The sequence below is a fragment of the uncultured Algibacter sp. genome, assembly GCF_905480415.1.
Classification (GTDB): Bacteria; Bacteroidota; Bacteroidia; order Flavobacteriales; family Flavobacteriaceae; genus Algibacter_B.
This window is the reverse complement of the sequence record NZ_CAJQQI010000073.1, coordinates 1-20,149: the sequence shown is the minus strand read 5'-3', so window position 1 is coordinate 20,149 and position 20,149 is coordinate 1. Positions and strand designations below refer to the sequence as shown.

Genomic DNA, 20,149 nt, shown 5'->3' with positions numbered 1-20,149 from the left:
ACAAAATTACAATAAACAAATTCCAAAATCTAAATATATTTAAACATTTGGGCGTTCCCATAAAAAAGGGTCAGGCTTTCCACTATATCTTTTTAAAATAACATGAAGAGCGGCGAGTTACGTTAAAATTTGTCAAATTTTATCTATCACAAAGTCTTAGTTTCCTTTTGTTTTTAAAAAGGATGCCGTTGCAATCCTTAACGCTATTGCAAGCTTAGGTATTAATTAGAAAGGTTAGTTTTTATAAAGAGGCCGTTTAAGGCTTTTGTATATCGGTTGTTAAACGAGAATATTTTTTTATTCTGATAAAGGCAATAAAAATTTAATCTTACAAACCGTTTACTTTTGTTAATAACTCCTTTTAAATTCCTAGTTCAAAATTCCAAATTCTTAACTGAATTTTTAACTTTGTTATCTTAAGAATTATCAATGGAACATTTTGTTGTATCGGCTCGAAAATACAGACCCCAAACGTTTAAAGACGTCGTTGGGCAACAAGCCATTACAAACACTTTACTAAATGCTATTGATAATAATCATCTAGCTCAAGCCTTATTATTTACAGGGCCTCGTGGCGTTGGTAAAACAACCTGTGCACGTATTTTGGCTAAAATGATTAATAGCGACGGTTCTGAAACTAGTGACGAAGATTTCGCATTTAACATTTTTGAACTTGATGCAGCTTCTAACAATTCTGTAGATGACATTAGAAGCTTAACCGATCAAGTTCGTATTCCACCACAAGTTGGAAAATACAAAGTATATATTATTGACGAGGTACACATGTTGTCTCAAGCTGCTTTTAATGCGTTTCTTAAAACCTTAGAAGAGCCTCCAAAGCACTGTATTTTCATTTTGGCAACCACCGAAAAGCATAAAATTATTCCAACCATTTTATCGCGTTGTCAAATTTTTGATTTTAAGCGTATTACAGTTACAGATGCTAAGGAATATTTAAAATTTATAGCCTCAGAACAGGGCATTACAGCAGAAGACGATGCATTACACATCATTGCTCAAAAAGCAGATGGTGCCATGCGTGACGCACTTTCTATTTTTGATAGAGTTGTAAGTTTTTCAGGTAAAAACCTAACGAGAAAGGCGGTTACCGAGAATTTAAATGTTCTTGATTATGAAACCTATTTTACTAGTACCGACCTTATTTTAGAAAATAAAATTCCTGATTTATTACTTCAGTTTAACAATACCCTTTCAAAAGGTTTTGATGGGCATCATTTCATAGCCGGATTAGCATCTCACTTTAGAGATTTGCTAGTTAGTAAAACGCCAGAAACTATTGAGTTACTAGAGGTGGGCGATCGAACCAAAACAAAGTATTTAGAACAGTCACAAAAAGCCTCACAAGAGTTTCTCATGCAAGGTATAAATCTTGCTAACGATTGTGACCTGAAATACAAAACAAGTAAAAATCAGCGCTTACTTGTTGAATTATGCCTTATGCAACTTGCCTCCATCACTCATGATGGAGAAAAAAAAAATAGCAAACATTACATAATTCCAGCTTCTTACTTCAGAAAAAAAGGTATTACACCTATTCCTGTAAAAATTCCGGAAACAAAAAACAACCTGCTTCCTTCAACTGAAAACAAATCTGAGTCTGAAGAAAAGATTCTTGACGTTGTTGAACAATTTCAAGTTAAAGAGCCACCAAAGATTATTTTAAAACAAGAATCAAAACGTGCATCAGGACTTTCTTTAAAAAGTATAAAAGCAAAAAAAGACCATCTCATCAAACAAATGGATGTAGTGGTTGATGAAGAAAACTTGCCAACACAGCCATTTACTGAAAAAGAACTCATAACCGCTTGGAATACTTTTATTGAAAAGCTAAGAAAAGATGGAAAACATAATTTAGCTTCAATTTTAGCCATTGATACGCCAAAAGTTAAAGGCTCAATCATACATTTAGAATTTCCAAATGCGACAAATAAAGTGGAAGTAGAACGCCAGCAATATGATCTATTATCCTATGTAAGAAAAACATTAAGTAATTATGATATCAGTTTATCTATAACTATTAATGAAGTTATGGAAAAGCAATATGCGTACACAGCTGCTGATAAATTTGAAAAATTAAAAGAAAAAAATCCAAATATTGATATTTTAAGAAAAACGTTCGATCTAGATGTTTAAATAACTATTTATGAATAAGTTAATTGTTTTGTTTTTTATAATAACTATTACATTTTTTAACTGTGATGGTAGAAAAAATAAAAATGATACGCTAAAAGAATCAATAACTAAATTTAAAGATTCTATTAAGTCAACTGAAATTATTAAATACTTTCCCGAAGTTTATGAAGAAGTAGAAACGGATACTATTTTAAATACTGGCTTTCATGTTAAAATAAAAACATTTACGAACATGAAACAAAATGTTTTAAATGAAATTATTATTGACACCGTTCATTATAAATACTACTATAGAAATTACACAAATAAGCTAGAAATATTCTATAATGAAAAATTAATTATTGACGAATATTTTAGTAAATCCAATTTTAGAAAAGATGAAGATACCCAGTTTTGGAATGATGCTTTATTAGGAGGCTTTAGTTTAGAAGACACAAATGCCGATACAGAGCATGTATCTATTATTGCTTTTTTCTGCCTCATCGAATCGGAAGACTGCAAAGAGTATAAAATTATTATAGACAAAGAAGGAAATAAAACTACAGAAGAAATTATCACAGAATCAATTCATTAACCATGCTAGGATTAAAATTACCAACAGACCCACGTTGGGTGAACATTGTTGAAAAAAATATAGAAGAAATACTTACTGATCATGCCTTTTGTGAACAAAAAGCAACAAGTACAGCCATTTCACTTATAGTAAGTTTTCCTGAGTATACTGAGTTGGTTCAAGAAATGGTCGCATTAGTAAAAGAAGAAATAAGCCATTTTAAAATGGTTCATGACAAAATTATAGGCCGTGGTTGGACTTTAGGTCGTGATAGACGGGATGATTATGTGATTCAACTCCTTAAGTTTTTTCCTAAGGGAGGAAGCAGAACAACACAACTGGTTCATCGCTTGTTATACGCAGCGCTAATTGAAGCTAGAAGCTGTGAACGTTTTAGATTACTTTCAGAAGAATTAGAAGACAAAGAATTAGCTGATTTTTATAGAAACCTTATGGTAAGTGAGGCAAACCATTACACTATGTTTTTAGGGTTTGCTAGGCAATATGGCGAAAAAAAAGAAGTTGATACCAAATGGCGACAACTTCTTGAATATGAGAGTAAAATTATAAGTAATTTAGGAACAGGCGAGGCTATCCACGGTTAAAATTTATAACCGACACCTAATTGGATATTTCTATTTTTTGCAACAATTCCTGATACTTCATCAAAAACGTTTTTAATACCGTAGTTATATCTAACATCTAAAAAAATGGCATAGTTAATTTTATAGTCAGCACCGATAACGGCTGAATACGCTATGTTTTTCATCCCATCATCAGTTTTGTGAACTTTCAATCCTATTTGTGGACCGAGGCCCACATGAAACTTTTCACTAAATCTAAATCTGAATAAAATAGGCATTTGGATATAATCTAGATGTAAAGGTTCTGCATTAGCACCTTCAGCAGAAAACTGTATTTCTGGAACTAATGATAACGTTCTTGATAGACCAATATTTGCCAAGAAACCAATATATAAACTGTTTCTATGCTTGTTATCCAAAATGGGTGTGCCATCAAAATCTAAATGCGAAATAGTGTAACCTGTCCTAATACCATACTTTATGCCATTAGAAGCGGACCATTTTTCTTGAACGTCTGAAGTGTCCTTAACTTTTTCAGTAGCTTTTACTTTATTATTATCTTGAGAAAATCCTTGAAATGAAAAACCAAGTAGTACTGTTAAAAGTAATAATCTTTTCATCTGTTTATTGTTATTTAGTTTAATCTATCAGATGTAATTTGCCAAAAGATATTTAAGTTGGAAGTAACATAAAACTTGAGGCTTATTTCAATATTAATAGATTTGGGTTATTATTAATAGTAATTACGCAAATACGAAGATATATTATAAATTTAAAAAATTACAATTATACAAGCCAAACTGCAGAATATTACTGTGTATTGCTCGTAACTGTATCATAATAAATACTTTTAATGATACCATCGGCAAGTCCTATTTTTGGAACATAGATGTTTTTGGCACCGCTCCATTTCATAGCAGAAAGATAAATTCTCATTGCTGGAATAATAACATCTGCCCTATCTTGATTCAAATCTAGTTCGGTTATACGCTCTTCATAAGAATAGGTTTGAAGCATATTATAATATGATGTCATATAAAAATAAGTCAGTGGTTTACCCATAGTTTTCCCAGACACTTTAAAGATTTTATTGATATTTCCACCAGAGCCTATAACATCAATTTTATGGTATCCTTTTGAATGCTTTCCAATCCATTCTTGTAATTCCTGCCATGTTTCTTTTTTAACCATATCATTCAATAAACGAACGGTTCCAATTTTAAACGATCTTGAAACTGCTTGTTTTCCTTGATTAATAACCGTAAACTCAGTACTTCCTCCACCAACATCAACGTATAAATACGTTTTATTTGGGTCTATATATTTGTTCAAATCAGTAGCAGCAATTATAGCAGCCTCATCTTCTCCACCAATAACATCAATATTTATGCCTGCATGCTCTAAAACTAAATCCACTATTTTTTTACCATTAGCAGACTCTCGCATTGCTGAAGTAGCACAAGCTTTATATTTAACAACCTTATGTGATTTCATTAGCAGTTTAAAAGCTAGCATGGTATCAAGTATCCGTTGTGTATTTTCTTTTGATATTTTATTCTTAATAAAAACATCTGCCCCTAAACGAATTGGTACACGAACAAGCGAATTTTTTTTAAACTGCACCGGTTTACCTTTTTGTTCAATGATGTTTGAAATAAGTAGTCTTACAGCATTTGAGCCTATATCTATAGCTGCATATTTTTTTATTGAGAGCATCTTAGTTTTCTAACTTTTTTAAATAATAATCATACATAGCAAATTGCGATCTTACTTTTTCCTTGTCATCAATTTTATATTCATTTTCTATAGCCGTGTTTATAAGTCGCGCTTTTACATTGTCATTCCAAGATAAATTAAACCCATCAAGAATTTCTTTCTTAATATCTTCATCATAAATAGGGCAACTAACCTCTACTCTATTTTCAATATTTCTAGTCATCCAATCCGCCGATGAAATATAAACCTTTTGGTTACCATTCTTACCAAATATATATATTCGAGAATGTTCTAAAAATTTATCAACAATACTTATGACTTCAATATTTTCACTCATGCCTTTTACACCAGGTATTAAAGAGCAAACACCTCTTACAATCATTTGTATTTTAACCCCTGCTCTACTGGCTTCATACAATTTATCAATCATGTTATAGCTTGAAATACTATTCATTTTTAATCGAATAAAACCTTCTTTTCCAGCTTTAACATTTTCAATTTCATTATCAATTAATCTAAAAACCGAAGATTGCGTATAGTGAGGCGAGGTTATAAGATGCTTGTATTGATACATTTTATAATTAATTTGAAAGAAACTAAATATTTTGTTTACATCCTTTAAAATCTTTTGATTTGAAGTAAAAAGTGTATGATCTGTATAGATTTTTGCTGTTGATTCGTTAAAATTACCTGTGCTTATAAAACCATATCGTTTCAATTTTTCATCTTCTTCCCTTTCAATAACACACATTTTGCTATGCACTTTTAAACCTTGAACACCAAAAATCAGGTTTACACCTTCATCTTCCATTTGTTGAGCATAATCAATATTAGCTTGCTCATCAAAACGAGCACGAAGCTCAATTGAAACGGTAACGGCTTTACCATTAATAGCAGCATTTATAAGAGAACTTGCGATATGAGAAATTTCGGCAAGCCTGTATATAGTGATTTTTATAGTCTTTACTTTTGGGTCTAAAGCAGCCTCTCGCAAAAACTTAACGATATATGAAAATGTCTGGTAAGGTGCATATAGTAGGTAATCTTTTTTCGCAATGGCTTCGAAAATACTCGCTTCTAAACTAAGTCCTTTTATAGGTAAAGCCTCAATTTTATCATATAATAAATCTGTTCTACCTAAACTAGGAAACTTCATATAGTCTCGCCTATTATGATACCGTCCACCAGGTATAATGCTATCAGTAGTATCAATACCCATTTTCGACATTAAATACTCTAAGGTTTCACTATGAATTGTTTTATCATAAACAAAACGAAGAGGTTCTCCTAGTTGCCTGTCTTTAACACTAGCAGATAATTTATCTATAAAACTTTTGCTTAAATCACTTTCAAAATCTAACTCAGCATCTCGAGTTATTTTGATCATATGGGCTGAAATACTATCATAGTCAAAAATATTGAAGATATCACCCAAACAATAACGTAATAAATCGTCTATCATAATGATATAGTTTTTATCGCCTTGTTTCGGTAATTCTATAAATCTATTTATATTTTTTGGTATTTCAATTAATGCATATTGCCTTTCATCATTAGATATAACTAATCTAACTGCTAAATAAGCTGCACTATCCTTTAAATTGGGAAGAACAACTAAATCATTTAAAATAATGGTAACAAGAGCTGGACTTACATTTTGAATAAAATAACGCTTAATAAAATCGTGTTGACTGCTATCTATTTGAGTCTCATCAATGATATAAATATTTTCTTTTTCTAATTTAGACTTGATACTTTTTAATATATCTAAACTTTCACTTTGCTGTTTAATGACCGTTTGAGTAATAATTTCAAGAAGTTCTTTAGCTTTAATTCCTCCTAATTGATTTTTACCGCCTTTTCCTGCATCAACAATTCTTTTAACTGTAGCATACCTAACCTTAAAAAATTCATCAAGGTTATTTGAGAAAATCCCTAAAAAGCGCAAACGTTCTATTAAGGGTACCGTCTCATCTGAAGCTTCTTGTAGTACTCTGCCGTTAAACTGTAACCAACTAATCTCTCTATTTATGTAACTATTATTGTTTGAAACCTCTGGTTTTGTCATTAAATTTTTATTAAAGTTTACTACAAAAACAAATATATTATATTTAAGTAGAATATTAGTTTTTTAAAACCTGAAGCAATAATAAAATTTAATTTTTTATTATTGCTTAGGATTTTAGGTCTCTTGGAAATAAGGTGTAATAAGTCTTTCCTAGTTTTAAGCCTTTCCAATTGTCAATATCAAATTCAATAATAACTAAGCCACTAGTGGGAACATTATCTATATATTTATCGCCGAAGGTATTAACAAAATCTGTTAAGGCATGATTATGCCCAAAAACCATAAGTGTATTAATTATATCATCACAAGATTTAATAACTCGCACAAGACTTTCTCCCGAAAAATCGTACAAATCATGAGTAAATCTCACTATACTTTCATCAATATTTAAGTTTGATATAAAAATTTCTGCCGTAGTTTTTGCACGTATAGCATCACTAGAAATAATAAAATCAGCTGTTAAACTATTATTTTTAAAGAAGTTAGAAACCATGTAAGCATCTTTAAACCCTCTCTTTTTAAGAGGTCTTTGATGATCTGTTACATCATATTCCCACGATGATTTTGCATGTCTTATTAAAACTAATTTTTTCATAGTATTCGATTAAATGCATTTTTTATCGATTAAATGTTGTTTTATTCAATAAAATTCAATTTATTTGTAGGATTAAAACACATAAATACAACATTAATTGAAACTTAAAAAATTAAAATATTGAAATCCAGTAATTTATAAAATAAATGATGTGATGCAATCAAATGTACCACCTAAGAAGGTCAATTAAACTGTAGATTATATTTTTACACAGTAAAAAAATAATCAATTTAACTCAAAAAATAAAGTATTAATTATCAATTACTTAATGATTTATAAAAATAAAATACACGACAAAAGACATATTATGACGATAAAATACTTATTTTATCTGTTAATCGACTTTAAAAGCGATTTATCACCTATATTTGGCCAATTAAAAAGATTAATGTTTTTTTGTTATACCTACAGTAAATTTAAAATTATGACCCCGAATCTAATTTCTAAACTAAATAAGGCATTGTTAGGCAATAATGCTCACCCATCAAAATTACTTCCCTCTAATTTTCTTTTATTACTTTTTATTACCCGTTAACATTAGTTACTGGTTGTAGCCAGTGTTTCTCTGGATTATATTAAATGAAGTTTATATATAAATAACATTACTTATATCATGAAAAATAAATCAACTTTAAAATTTTGCACCTGTTTATTTGTGGTGTTTATTTACTTTTTATCCATAGAAAGTGCGGTCTCTCAGGAAAAAAATATTTTCGAAATCTCATCAAAAACCGAAAAGCAAAAAAAACCAAATAATAAAAAGAATTCAAAAAGTAGAACAGAGTTTTATAATCTTGCCCTTAATTTAGGAACCGCTGTTTACATAGAAAATAATTTGGAAAAAAATGTTTATGGTAAAGGTTTAATTTCGAAAGTAACTATGATTGACACTAAATCATTTGAGTTCTTAAAAAGTAATGAGAATAAATATAAATCTGCCAAAATAATAATTGTTGAGGTTAACTCAATTAATGAACTTAAAAAATCATTTGATTTAACAGCGCTAACAGAAATGAGTCATTTAAAATATGTTTTTATAAAATGTAGCTTTAAATGTCAAAAAAAGGATATTGAAAATTTTGTTAAGGTTAATCCTTCCGTAAGGGTTTTCTATAATGCAGAAAAACCATCTTAAGCAGCCTCAAATCAATTTAAAAGATTACCAAATGGAAAAACTATACATTAATAAAACATCAGCGAATAATAAACGGTCCATAAAATTTATGGCTTTTGTTGTTTTGTTTTTAGGCGGACTTATAAATAGTTATAGTCAGGTAAGAGTGCCTTTTGCACCAAGAACCGCAAGTGCTACTCCAGCAACTACCATTTATACAATAAAAGGGGATTTTACCATGATGGGTAATACAAATCTTACTTTACAGAATTATTCAGCCACGGCAAATAATAATGCTGCTATGGTTTATGTTGATATTGATGGAGATCCTAATACTTGGAATTCATCTTCGGCAACGTTATCTTTTTCGGAGGAAAATAATGCTATTCCTGATTGCTCCAACATTATTTATGCAGGATTATATTGGACAGGTAGAGCGGGTACTGATGAAATATTTACAGTAACAAATGGTACAGATACAAAAGAATTTGATAAACGTAAGGTTCAACTAAAAAAAGGAATTACAGGTGTTTACCAAGACGTTGTCGCGACTACTACAACCGATTTAAATAAAAACATTTATTTTCCTTCTGGTCTCGATGATAATATATACTCTGCATATGCTGAAATAACTGATTATGTTGTAGCTAACGGATTAGGAGAATATTTTGTTGCTGATATTGCAACACTAGAAGGTGATGGAGGAAACTCCGGTTATTACGGTGGATGGGGAATGGTTGTTGTTTATGAAAATTCTAAAATGAATTGGAGAGATGTAACCGTTTTTGATGGTCATGCTTTTGTGCGAAGAGAGGGAGCTGCAGGAACAAGCACCAATTACACCTTTGATATTGACGGTTTTAAAACTTCGGAAAACGGTTATATAAATATTAAACTTGGTGTTATGGCAGGTGAAGGCGATGTAGGAGTTTCCGGAGACACTTTTGGAATATTAAACAGAACTAATAGTTTATATGAATCTTTAAGCCATAGTGCTAATACACCTACTAACTTTTTTAATTCATCCATTAATACTGAAGGAAATATTAGGAATCCGGATTTAGTAAATAATACTGGGGTTGATATAGCCATGTTTAAAATAGACAATGGTAGTAATCTTGAAGGTGATCTAGACTATAATAGATATATAACTAATGAACAAACTTCTACCTCCTTTCAATATGGTACTAGTCAAGATACTTATGTGATTTTTAATGTAACGTTTTCTGTAGATTCGTATGTGCCAGAAACTGAAATTATTGTTGAAAACACATCAACAAACACGTCTTTAGTCCCTGGTCAATCTGCAGGTTTTAAAATAGATATAAAAAACACAGGTACTGAAGCAACAAAAAATACAACCCTTACTATTCCGATACCGCTTTCGGTAGATCCAGCCAATTTGACTTTTACTGAAAGTGTGAACCCAATTTATTCTCCTTTGGTTAATTCTTCACCTCCAACAATACTGCCTGCAACCGCTGGAAATAATGGAACTATTGTTTGGAATATGGGTACGCTTCCTTTACCAAATAATCCGGATGATGTTATTGCTGAAATAAATTTTAACTATAACGTTACAACTGATTGTGCCACGTTAAACGACTCTGATTTTTATCCGTATGTTACTCTTTTAGGAATGATTAGTGGAACTGGAGAAACATCGGGCGAAGATTTCGATTTTAATTTAATTCAAGGATATGAAACGAATGGTATATGTGAAGGAGAACCTATTATTGCACCACTTGAAATTCCAATTAATTTTAATAATTATGTTAATGAACCACCAACAGCAAGTAATCCTACATCTATTAACGTAGAATGTATGGATGATGTGCCTGCTTTTGATATAACCGTAGTTACGGATGAAGCGGATAACCAAGGAACTCCTATCGTTGCTTTTGTATCGGATGTATCCGATGGAAATACGTGTCCAGAAACTATTACTAGAACCTATAGTGTTACTGATGACTGTAATAACTCAATAAATGTTACACAAATTATTACAATTTCGCCTATAGCAATTACATATACGGCTCCGAGTGATAATATCTCTGATGCTTGTGATTATGTGGCTCAGAGTAACTTAGATACCGCCTTTAATAATTGGGTAGATGCACAAACTGCTGCGTTTTCTATTGCTAATGGATGTTCGCCTTTATTAACTAATGATAGTGCTACGGCTTCTATCCCTGTGTTATGTGATGGTGGTGCAACCACTATTACTTGGACCATTACGGATTTATGTCAAACCATTACGGAAACTGCCGACTTTACGGTTACGGCTCCAGTAGCGATTACTTATACAGCTCCGGCGAGTGATGCTTCAAATGCTTCTGAGTTTTATGATCCTGATGCAACTATTGCACAAGCAAATTTAGATGCTGATATTGCTGCTTGGTTAGCAACTCAAAATGCAACAGTTAACGGAAGTGTAACTGATGGTTGTAACCCTGTTATTACCAATGATTACATAAATCAATCTATTTCGTTCTGTGCTTCTGATAGTATCACCGTTACTTGGACTATTACGGATTTATGTGAAACTATTAATTTCAGTGCTACATATACATTTACACAACCTGACGGTATAAGCTTTACAGAGCCTTCTAGTAGAAATACTAATGCATGTGATTTTGATAATGATGATATTACTGTTGCGCAATCAGATTTAGATGCCGATATCGCTACATGGGTTAATAATCAAACTAATATTATAATTAATACTCTTACAGGAGGTTCTCCTACTGTTACTAACGATTTTACGAATCAATCTCTAGATTTATGTACTGGTGGTAGTATTACAATCAACTGGACTATTGATGATATTTGTGAAACCATTAATAAGTCAGCTTTATATACGGTTACTGCTCCTACTGCAATTACTTATACTAATCCTGCGGACGATACATCTGACGCCTGTGATTATACAACTCAGAGTGAAGTAGATACTGCCTTTAACAATTGGGTAGCTGCTCAAACTGCTGCTTTTTCTATTGCTAACGGTTGTTCACCCGTATTAACTAATAATAGTGCTGCGGCGGCTATTCCTGTTTTATGTGATGGTGGTGCAACTACCATTACTTGGACCATTACTGATTTATGTCAAACCATTACGGAAACTGCGGACTTTAATTTAACAGCTCCTATTGATATTACTTATACCAATCCTGCTGACGATACATCCGACGCATGTGACTTTGGAACTTCTGATTTAACAGCTGCTCAAAGTAATCTTGATTTTGCCATTGCCACTTGGGTAACTAATGAAACAACTAGAGTTAATGATAGTTTTAGTGGTGGGTGTTCATCGACTGTAACAAATGATTTTGTTGCGCAATCTATAGATTTCTGTATTGGAGGTTCTATAGAAATCACTTGGAGCATAAGTGACTTATGTAGCACTACAAATGTAAGTGCAATGTATACATTTACACAACCTGATGCTCCAACATTTAATCAAAGCACATTACCTTCTGATATAACGGTAGAATGTGATGTTATTCCAGATGCAGAAGCACTTACTGTTTCAAATTCATGTGGCAATTTAGATGTGATTTTTAATGAAACTATCACAAATGGATCATGTCCTAATGCATATTCTATTTTAAGAACTTGGACAGCAACAAATATCTGTGGAGTATCTATTACTAATACTCAAACTGTTACTGTTGAAGACAACACAGCTCCAGAACTTACATTACCAGCTAATATAACTGCTGAATGTAGTGATGACTTAACGCCTATAGCTTTTGGTACTGCAACTGCTACTGATAATTGTGATGCAAATCCTATCGTAACTTTTAACGATGTTATTGTGGACGGCACTTGTTCCGGTAATTTCACAATCACTCGTACTTGGACTGCTACTGATGCATGTGGAAACACAGTTAGTGCGAATCAAATCATATCAACAGCTGATACAACTGCTCCAGATTTTGATCAAACTACGCTTCCAGCAGACTTAGTAGTAGAATGCGACGGTATACCTGCTCAAGAAATTTTAACAGCAACAGATAATTGCGGTATTGCAACAGTAACTGTGAATGACGTTAGAACAGACGGGAATTGTCCTAATAACTACATAATAACGCGCTCTTATACAGCTACGGATGAATGTGGTGTTACTAATACTCACGTTCAAATAATTACAGTACAAGACAGTACACCTCCTGTTTTTGTTGAGACATTACCTAATACAAATATCGTAGTTGAATGTGACGCTATCCCTGTAGCAGAAACGTTAACAGCTACGGATAGCTGTGATTCAGCTACTGTATCAGTTAGTGATTCACGAACTGATGGAAATTGCCCTAACAGCTATACTATAGTTCGTACTTGGGTAGCTACTGATGTTTGTGGATTAACAACTACACATACTCAAAATATAATTATTCAAGATACTACGCCTCCAACATTTGTAGAATCTTTACCAAGAGATACAACTGTTGAATGTGATGCAATACCTGATGTAACTAGTTTAACGGCTACTGATAATTGTGGCGATGCCCTAGTAACAGTAAGTGACGTAAGAACTAATGGAAATTGTCCTTCAAATTATTCAATTGCTCGTACTTGGGTTGCTACTGATGATTGTGGATTAACAACTACCCATACTCAGGTTATAAACGTACAAGATACAACTGCACCAGTACCTACATCAACTTTTGAAACAACACTTGATGTAAGTTGTACCGATATTCCTGATGCACCCGAGGTAGAGTTTACCGATAACTGTTCTTCAAATGTAATTGTTGTTTTTGATGAGACAAATTCATTTGACGAAAATGTAATTACAGATTATCAAATTATAAGAACTTGGACAGTTAGAGATGCTTGTAATAATGAAGAGGTATATACTCAAACATTAAATGTATCACTTGATGAAGTTTTAAATGAAGTTGTTGCTGAAGACAGATGTTTTGATGAAGGTGTTTTGAACTTAGATAATTTCTTAGCAGATGATGTTTTTGGTGGTACCTGGGAAATTATTGAAGGTAGCACAATAGCAACTATAAACGGTAGTATTTTTGACCCTACTAATTTAGATTCTGCATATTCCGAAGAGTTTAATCCTAATACTGATGGAATTCAATATGTATTAAGATATACAGGATTCCAAAGCGGGTGTATAAATATTACTGATGTAATTATGGTTGTTGATGCCAAATGTAGAGTTTTACCTTGTGGTGAAAAGGATATTAGTATTTCAACTGCAATAACACCAAATGGAGATGGTTTTAATGAATCGTTTGATATTCAGGGCATAGATTTATGTGGTTTTGTTGCTGAAATAAAAATATTCAACCGTTGGGGAGCTCTTGTGTTTGAGTCTAACGATTATACCTTGGGTAGTTTAAAATCGGGATCTGGTGTCTTTGGAGATTGGAATGGATCATCACCTAGATCATCTATCGGGAACAATGGACAATTACCAAACGGAACCTATTACTATATCATTAATTTAAGAAACAGTGGATTGAACCCATTAACAGGTCCAGTTTATTTAGGAACAAAATAATATCTTAACCTATGAAACTTTTAAAACATAATATAATCGCTATTGCGTTGTTAAGCTGTACGGTAGGGGTTGCGCAACAATTACCGCAATTCACACAGTATATGTACAACACAATCTCAATAAATCCAGCTTATGCAGGAAGTAGAGAGGCTTTAAGTATAGTTGGATTACATCGAAGCCAATGGGTTGGATTTAAGGGAGGTCCTATTACACAAACACTGTCCATACACACTCCGCTTAGAAATGATAGGATAGGCATAGGTTTGTCGTTTATTGAAGATGATTTAGGGCCCCAAAATTTTACCTATGTATACGGTGATTTTTCATATAGTATTCCAACAGGCAAAGATGGAAAGTTAGCATTTGGTTTAAAAGGTGGATTTACACAGTTTAGTTTTGATACAGATTTTCGTCTAAATGAAGACAATCAAAATGACCCACTAATTTATGGAACAGAAGATAGATGGGCTCCAAATATTGGTGCTGGTGTTTATTGGAGTACAAATAAGATTTATGCTAGTTTATCTGCTCCAAGAATATTAAATAATGATGCCAATAACGCAAATGATTTTGAAGCATTAGATCGTATAAGTTACTATTTTACAGCTGGTGGTGTAATTGATGTAACAAAAAGTATAAAGTTTAAACCAGCGGCTTTAATTAAAGCTACTAATGGTGCTCCTATATCATATGACTTAACTGGAAATTTTTTATTTAACGAAAAACTTTGGTTAGGTGCTTCATATAGAATTAATGAACAAACTGCTGCTATTGGTGGTATTGTAGATTTTCAAGTATCTAGACAATTACGAATTGGTTACGCTTATGAAAAACCAATATCTGAAATTGCAGACTATACTACAGGAACGCATGAAATACTTCTTATGTATGAGTTTAAATTCTTGAGTTCTAAATTAAAATCACCTAGATATTTCTAATACAAATTTGTCTATGAATACTAAAAATTACATATTAGTTTGTGTTGCGTTTATGCTTAGTTTTTCAGTGTTTTCTCAACAAGGAAAGCAAAAAAGAGCTGATACATTATTCAATAAGTTTTCTTTTGTAAAAGCTGCAAAACTTTATACAGAACTTCTTCAAGATAACTATAACAGAGACTATGCTACAAGAAAGCTTGCAGACAGTTATGCGTTTCTAAGAGATCCAAGAAATGCTTCAAGATTTTATAAAAGTGTTGTTAAGCAGAAAAATGTCCCATTGGAGTACTATTACAAGTATGCACAATCACTTCGTGGAATGAAAAAATATGATGAATCTCAAATTTGGCTTAAACGTTATAAAGATTCTGGTGGTGTTGTTAATGCCAATGATTTTTCAAAAGATATTAATTTTATAACCAGCGTATTTGGCGCAAAACAACAATATTTTTTGGACAGAGTTCGCTTCAACTCTAAGTATAGTGATTTTGGAGCCATTGAACATGACGGAAAAGTATATTTTGCTTCCGCTCGTGATGAAGGCGTTGCGATAAAGCGATTATATGGATGGAACGAACAACCTTTTTTAGATATATATGTTACTAAAGCTGGTTCTAAAAGCAATGTTGACCATACAGCAAAACTACCCGGTGATGTAAACTCCATTTATCATGATGGTCCGGTTACCATCACAAAGGATGGAAAAACCATGTACTTCTCAAGAAATAATTTCAAAGATAATATTGAAATAAAGGATAAAAAAGGGTTAACCAATATGAAAATCTACCGTGCGACATTTGTTGATAGTTTATGGACGAATGTTGAAGATCTTTCTATAAATGGTGATAATTTTTCAACCCAACACGCAGCTCTTAATACTGATGATACTAAATTATATTTCACTTCTGATAGACCAGGAACTATAGGTGGGTCTGATATTTGGACTGTAGATATAGCTCAAGACGGAACACTTGGGAATATTCAAAACTTAGGAGATATTATCAACACAGAAAGTGCAGAAGGATTCCCTTTTGTAAATAATGAAGGTGTTTTATTCTTTTCTTCTGATGGACATACAGGTTTAGGCTTGCTAGATATCTTTGCAACCATAAAAGGTGATGATGAAGTAAGCATCGCAGATGTAATAAACTTAGGAGTACCTGTTAACTCGAATAAAGATGACTTTGCCTTTACCATGAATCAAAATGGTATAACGGGATATTTTGCCTCAAATCGCCAAGGAGGTCTTGGTAGTGATGATATTTATGCATTCCACAGAGAACCAGTTCTTCATGTCGAGGGTGTTGTAACTGACGCTATAAATACCAACCCTATAGTAGCAGCAAAAATAACTTTATTTGATGACCAAGGTAATCAAGTGGCCTATATGGAAACAGATGAAAATGGTTATTATCAAATAAATATTGATAGAAATAAAGATTATAAAATAGTTGCTAATCAGGATAAGTACATTGAAGATTATAGAGAATTCACCTCAAAAAATATTCAAACTGAATTGATTACCATTACTGGGAATTTACTATTAAACCCAGTACAAAATGTTGTTAAACTAGCTGAATTAAATACCAACAATTTAGATTACGAAAACAACTTGATGGGAAACGATTCTACATCTGTAAAAAATGCGCAACTTAAACCTATTTATTTTGATTTCGAAAAGTTTAATATTCGTAAGGAATATGCCCTTGAGTTAGATAAAATAGTAAAACTGATGACGGATGACTACCCTGAAATGGTTATTCGAATTGAAGCTCATACAGATTCTCGCGGAACTTTTGAATACAATGACATCTTATCAACTAATAGAGCTAAATCAACCTATAACTATTTAATATCTAAAGGTGTAAACTCATCAAACATTACAGAATATAAAGGTTATGGAGAACGCAGGTTAATAAATGAATGCGCTGATGGTGTAGCTTGCGATGAAGCGAAACATCAATTAAACAGACGTACACAATTTATTGTAGTGCAAATGGAATAGATCACGCAAAACCTAATTGCATATAGACATATATTATAAGATTTTTTAATGAAATAAGACCCCAAATGAAATTAAAAAACGACATAACAACAGGTATCGCTTTGCTCATCACTATCTGTGCTTTTGCACAAAATGATATCCAAAAAAGAGCAGATAATTTATTTAATAATTTTGCTTTTTTTCAAGCTATTGGTGCTTATCACGAATTAATTAATGAGGGTTTTAACACTGATTATGCGACCAGGCAATTAGCTGATAGTTATGCTTACTTGAGAAACCCAGACAGTGCCGTTGTATATTATAAAAAAGCAGTAAAACAAAACAACGTTCCTATTAAATACTATTATAATTATTCACAAGTATTACGTGGTGTTAAGGATTATGAAGCGTCCCGTTTATGGATGAAACAGTTTAAAGATGCTGGCGGAAATATTAAAGAACAAAAGTATTTAAAAGATTCAGATTTTTTAAACTCTATTTTCAACGCTAAGAAACAGTACTTTTTAAAGGAAATTAAATTCAATTCAAAGTTTAGTGATTTTGGTGCCTTTGAGCATGATAGTAATATTTACTTCACATCATCAAGAGATAAAGGTCATTTAAAAAAACATATAAACGGTTGGGATGAAGAACCCTTTCTTAATATTTATGTGATTGATAAAAATTCTAATGATAGTATCGTAACTGGTAAATCTAAAATAAAAGGACAAGTAAACTCTATATACCATGATGGCCCAATAACTTTAACTAAAGATGGTAAAACCATGTATTTTTCTAGAACTGATTTTATAAAAAATGTTTTAGGAAGAAACAATGAAGGTGTTTCAAATTTAAAAATATACAAAGCGTTGTTAGTTGAAGATAAATGGACAAATATTGAAGAACTCCCTTTTAACAGCAATCATTATTCAAACGGTCACCCAGCATTAAGCGAAGACGAATCAAAACTGTATTTTGCTTCAGATAGGTCTGGTGGCTTTGGTGGGTCTGATATTTATTATGTTGATATTAATAAGGGTTCTTACGGAAAACCAAAAAATCTTGGAAGCTTGGTTAATACAGATAAAAACGAAAGATTCCCTTTTATTAATAGTGAAGGAGCTCTTTTCTTCTCCTCTGATGGTCACCCGGGATTAGGCTTATTAGATATTTTTGGTACAGTTTCAGAAAAAAATAGCAACATTATTAGTGTTATTAATTTAGGGACTCCAGTAAATTCTAGTAAAGACGATTTTTCCTTTTTTATGAGTGAAGATGGATTATCTGGGTATTTCGCATCCAATAGACATGGTGGTGTTGGTAGTGATGATATTTATGCTTATGATAGAATTCTTCCATTAAACCTTGACGGAACTGTTTTTGATAATATTAGCAATAACCCCATGAGTAATGCTGTGGTTAAGCTGCTTGACACAAATAATAATGAAATTGCTACATGTCAAACTGATAATGACGGACACTATTCTATTAACATTAATAGAGATACAGACTATACCGTTAAAGTTAATAGAGATGGTTACGAGGCTTATACAAATATCATATCCTCAAAAAGTATAGATAGAAACGTAAAAGTGATTCCTACGGACTTTTCATTGCAACCAAAAGCAAAAGAATTAGAAACTACAGTATTAATAAATTTTCCTGACATTAACTTTGGTTATAATAGTTCTGAAATTAGAAATCAAAATATACAAGAATTGGATAGCATTGTAAACACCATGTTGAATGTATATCCTAACATGACAATTGAAATTGAGTCATATTCAGATTCTAGAGGTCCTGCTGATTATAATTATAAGCTTTCTCAAGAAAGAGCAAATGAAACCTATAAATACTTAGTTGAAAAAGGTGTTAATTCTGCTAGAATTGTAGATTATATAGGGTATGGGGAAGAAAGATTAACTAATGACTGTAATAGTACTTCAAAATGCTCTGAAGAGCAGCATCAATCAAACAGACGCACTCAATTTATTATTGTCAAAATGAAATAAAATAAAACCAACACAATTATTATTAAACCACTAAAAGAAATTTACTTTTGGTGGTTTTTTTATTAAAAATGAATTTAAAAAATTAGAACTGAATACAACATCTAATTTATGCCTAAATTAGATGCATAGCAACATCACTAATAATTGTAATCGATTAAGACAAATTAGAAGTAAAAAAATGAAAAAATACAGCATCCTTTTTTTGATCGTTATTATGTTTTCTTGTTCAAACAAAAAACCTTCAATAAATACTCTTGAAGAACAAAAGACTAAAGAATTAAATATAAATAATACTTCAATAGTCATACTAGGGACTATTCAAGATGCCGGTTCCCCGCAAATTGGGTGCAATAAATCATGTTGTATCGATCTATTTAAAAATCAAAATAATGATAGACAAATAATTTCATTAGGGTTAATTGATACCCCAAATAATAAAACTTATTTATTTGAAGCCACTCCCGACATAGCGCAACAAATGAAAATGCTTACTAGCTATGAAAAGCTAAGTAATAAAGAAATAGCAGATGGTATATTTTTAACTCACGCCCATATTGGTCATTATACGGGGTTAATGTTTTTAGGTAAGGAAGCTATGGATGCCCAAAACATACCGGTTTATGCTATGCCAAAAATGAAAAAATTTCTAATTAATAATGGGCCTTGGAACTTACTTGTAGAAAGAAAAAATATCAATATAATAGAAATAGAAAATGAAAAACCCATACAACTATCTGATAAAATTCAAGTTATTCCGTTTTTAGTTCCTCATAGAGATGAATATTCTGAAACGGTGGGTTATAAAATTATAGGGCCAAATAAAAGTGCTTTATTTATTCCAGATATCGATAAGTGGGATAAATGGGATAAAGTTATTCTTGATGAAATAAAAAAAGTAGATTATGCATTC

The 20,149-nt window shown here is 31.8% G+C and carries 13 protein-coding genes; 9 read left to right on the top strand and 4 right to left on the bottom strand.

The features are described 5' to 3' along the window. Window positions 1-429 precede the first annotated feature (429 nt). Genes dnaX through QZ260_RS05690 form a run of 3 tightly spaced genes read left to right on the top strand, consistent with a single transcriptional unit; the run spans window position 430 to window position 3,312 of the window. Entirely contained in the window at window positions 430-2,154 is a 1,725-nt protein-coding gene (gene dnaX / locus QZ260_RS05700; RefSeq protein ID WP_295983779.1) for a DNA polymerase III subunit gamma/tau, read from the top strand. Window positions 2,155-2,164: 10 nt separating this feature from the next. Further along, on the top strand, window positions 2,165-2,728 hold the full coding sequence (locus tag QZ260_RS05695; RefSeq protein WP_295983776.1) for a hypothetical protein: 564 nt from the start codon (window positions 2,165-2,167) through the stop codon (window positions 2,726-2,728). Window positions 2,729-2,730: 2 nt separating this feature from the next. Beyond that, window positions 2,731-3,312 carry a tRNA-(ms[2]io[6]A)-hydroxylase gene (locus QZ260_RS05690; protein WP_295983774.1) on the top strand — a complete coding sequence of 194 codons (582 nt, stop codon included), beginning with the start codon at window positions 2,731-2,733 and terminating at the stop codon, window positions 3,310-3,312. Here QZ260_RS05690 and QZ260_RS05685 read toward each other — a convergent pair. The 4 genes from QZ260_RS05685 to QZ260_RS05670 form a co-directional block, all read right to left on the bottom strand. Beyond that, entirely contained in the window at window positions 3,309-3,911 is a 603-nt protein-coding gene (locus QZ260_RS05685; RefSeq protein WP_295983773.1) for a porin family protein, read from the bottom strand. The genes QZ260_RS05690 and QZ260_RS05685 overlap by 4 nt on opposite strands. A 190-nt stretch (window positions 3,912-4,101) precedes the next feature. Continuing rightward, window positions 4,102-5,007, bottom strand: coding sequence for an exopolyphosphatase (locus QZ260_RS05680; protein ID WP_295983770.1), 906 nt, complete (start codon window positions 5,005-5,007; stop codon window positions 4,102-4,104). A gap of 1 nt (window position 5,008) precedes the next feature. Next, the gene (gene ppk1, locus QZ260_RS05675; protein ID WP_295983767.1) at window positions 5,009-7,075 is read right to left on the bottom strand and encodes a polyphosphate kinase 1; all 2,067 of its coding nucleotides are present in this window, start codon (window positions 7,073-7,075) and stop codon (window positions 5,009-5,011) included. A gap of 106 nt (window positions 7,076-7,181) precedes the next feature. Beyond that, window positions 7,182-7,670 (bottom strand): histidine phosphatase family protein, encoded by a 489-nt coding sequence (locus QZ260_RS05670; protein WP_295983765.1) that lies wholly within the window; start codon window positions 7,668-7,670, stop codon window positions 7,182-7,184. 613 nt (window positions 7,671-8,283) lie between these two features. On the opposite strand from QZ260_RS05670, the gene QZ260_RS05665 reads away from it, so the two are divergent. The 6 genes from QZ260_RS05665 to QZ260_RS05640 form a co-directional block, all read left to right on the top strand. After that, a complete protein-coding gene (locus QZ260_RS05665) occupies window positions 8,284-8,805 on the top strand; it encodes a hypothetical protein (protein ID WP_295983763.1) in 522 nt (173 codons plus the stop codon). 31 nt (window positions 8,806-8,836) lie between these two features. Then, entirely contained in the window at window positions 8,837-14,305 is a 5,469-nt protein-coding gene (locus QZ260_RS05660; protein WP_295983759.1) for a gliding motility-associated C-terminal domain-containing protein, read from the top strand. A gap of 11 nt (window positions 14,306-14,316) precedes the next feature. Next, a complete protein-coding gene (locus tag QZ260_RS05655; RefSeq protein WP_295983757.1) occupies window positions 14,317-15,243 on the top strand; it encodes a type IX secretion system membrane protein PorP/SprF in 927 nt (308 codons plus the stop codon). Window positions 15,244-15,256: 13 nt separating this feature from the next. Continuing rightward, window positions 15,257-17,248, top strand: a complete 1,992-nt coding sequence (locus tag QZ260_RS05650; RefSeq protein ID WP_295983755.1) for an OmpA family protein — start codon at window positions 15,257-15,259, stop codon at window positions 17,246-17,248. Window positions 17,249-17,313: 65 nt separating this feature from the next. Next, window positions 17,314-19,239, top strand: a complete 1,926-nt coding sequence (locus tag QZ260_RS05645) for an OmpA family protein (protein ID WP_295983752.1) — start codon at window positions 17,314-17,316, stop codon at window positions 19,237-19,239. A gap of 178 nt (window positions 19,240-19,417) precedes the next feature. Next, window positions 19,418-20,149: MBL fold metallo-hydrolase (locus QZ260_RS05640; RefSeq protein ID WP_295983750.1), on the top strand; the 732-nt coding region annotated here is incomplete at its 3' end.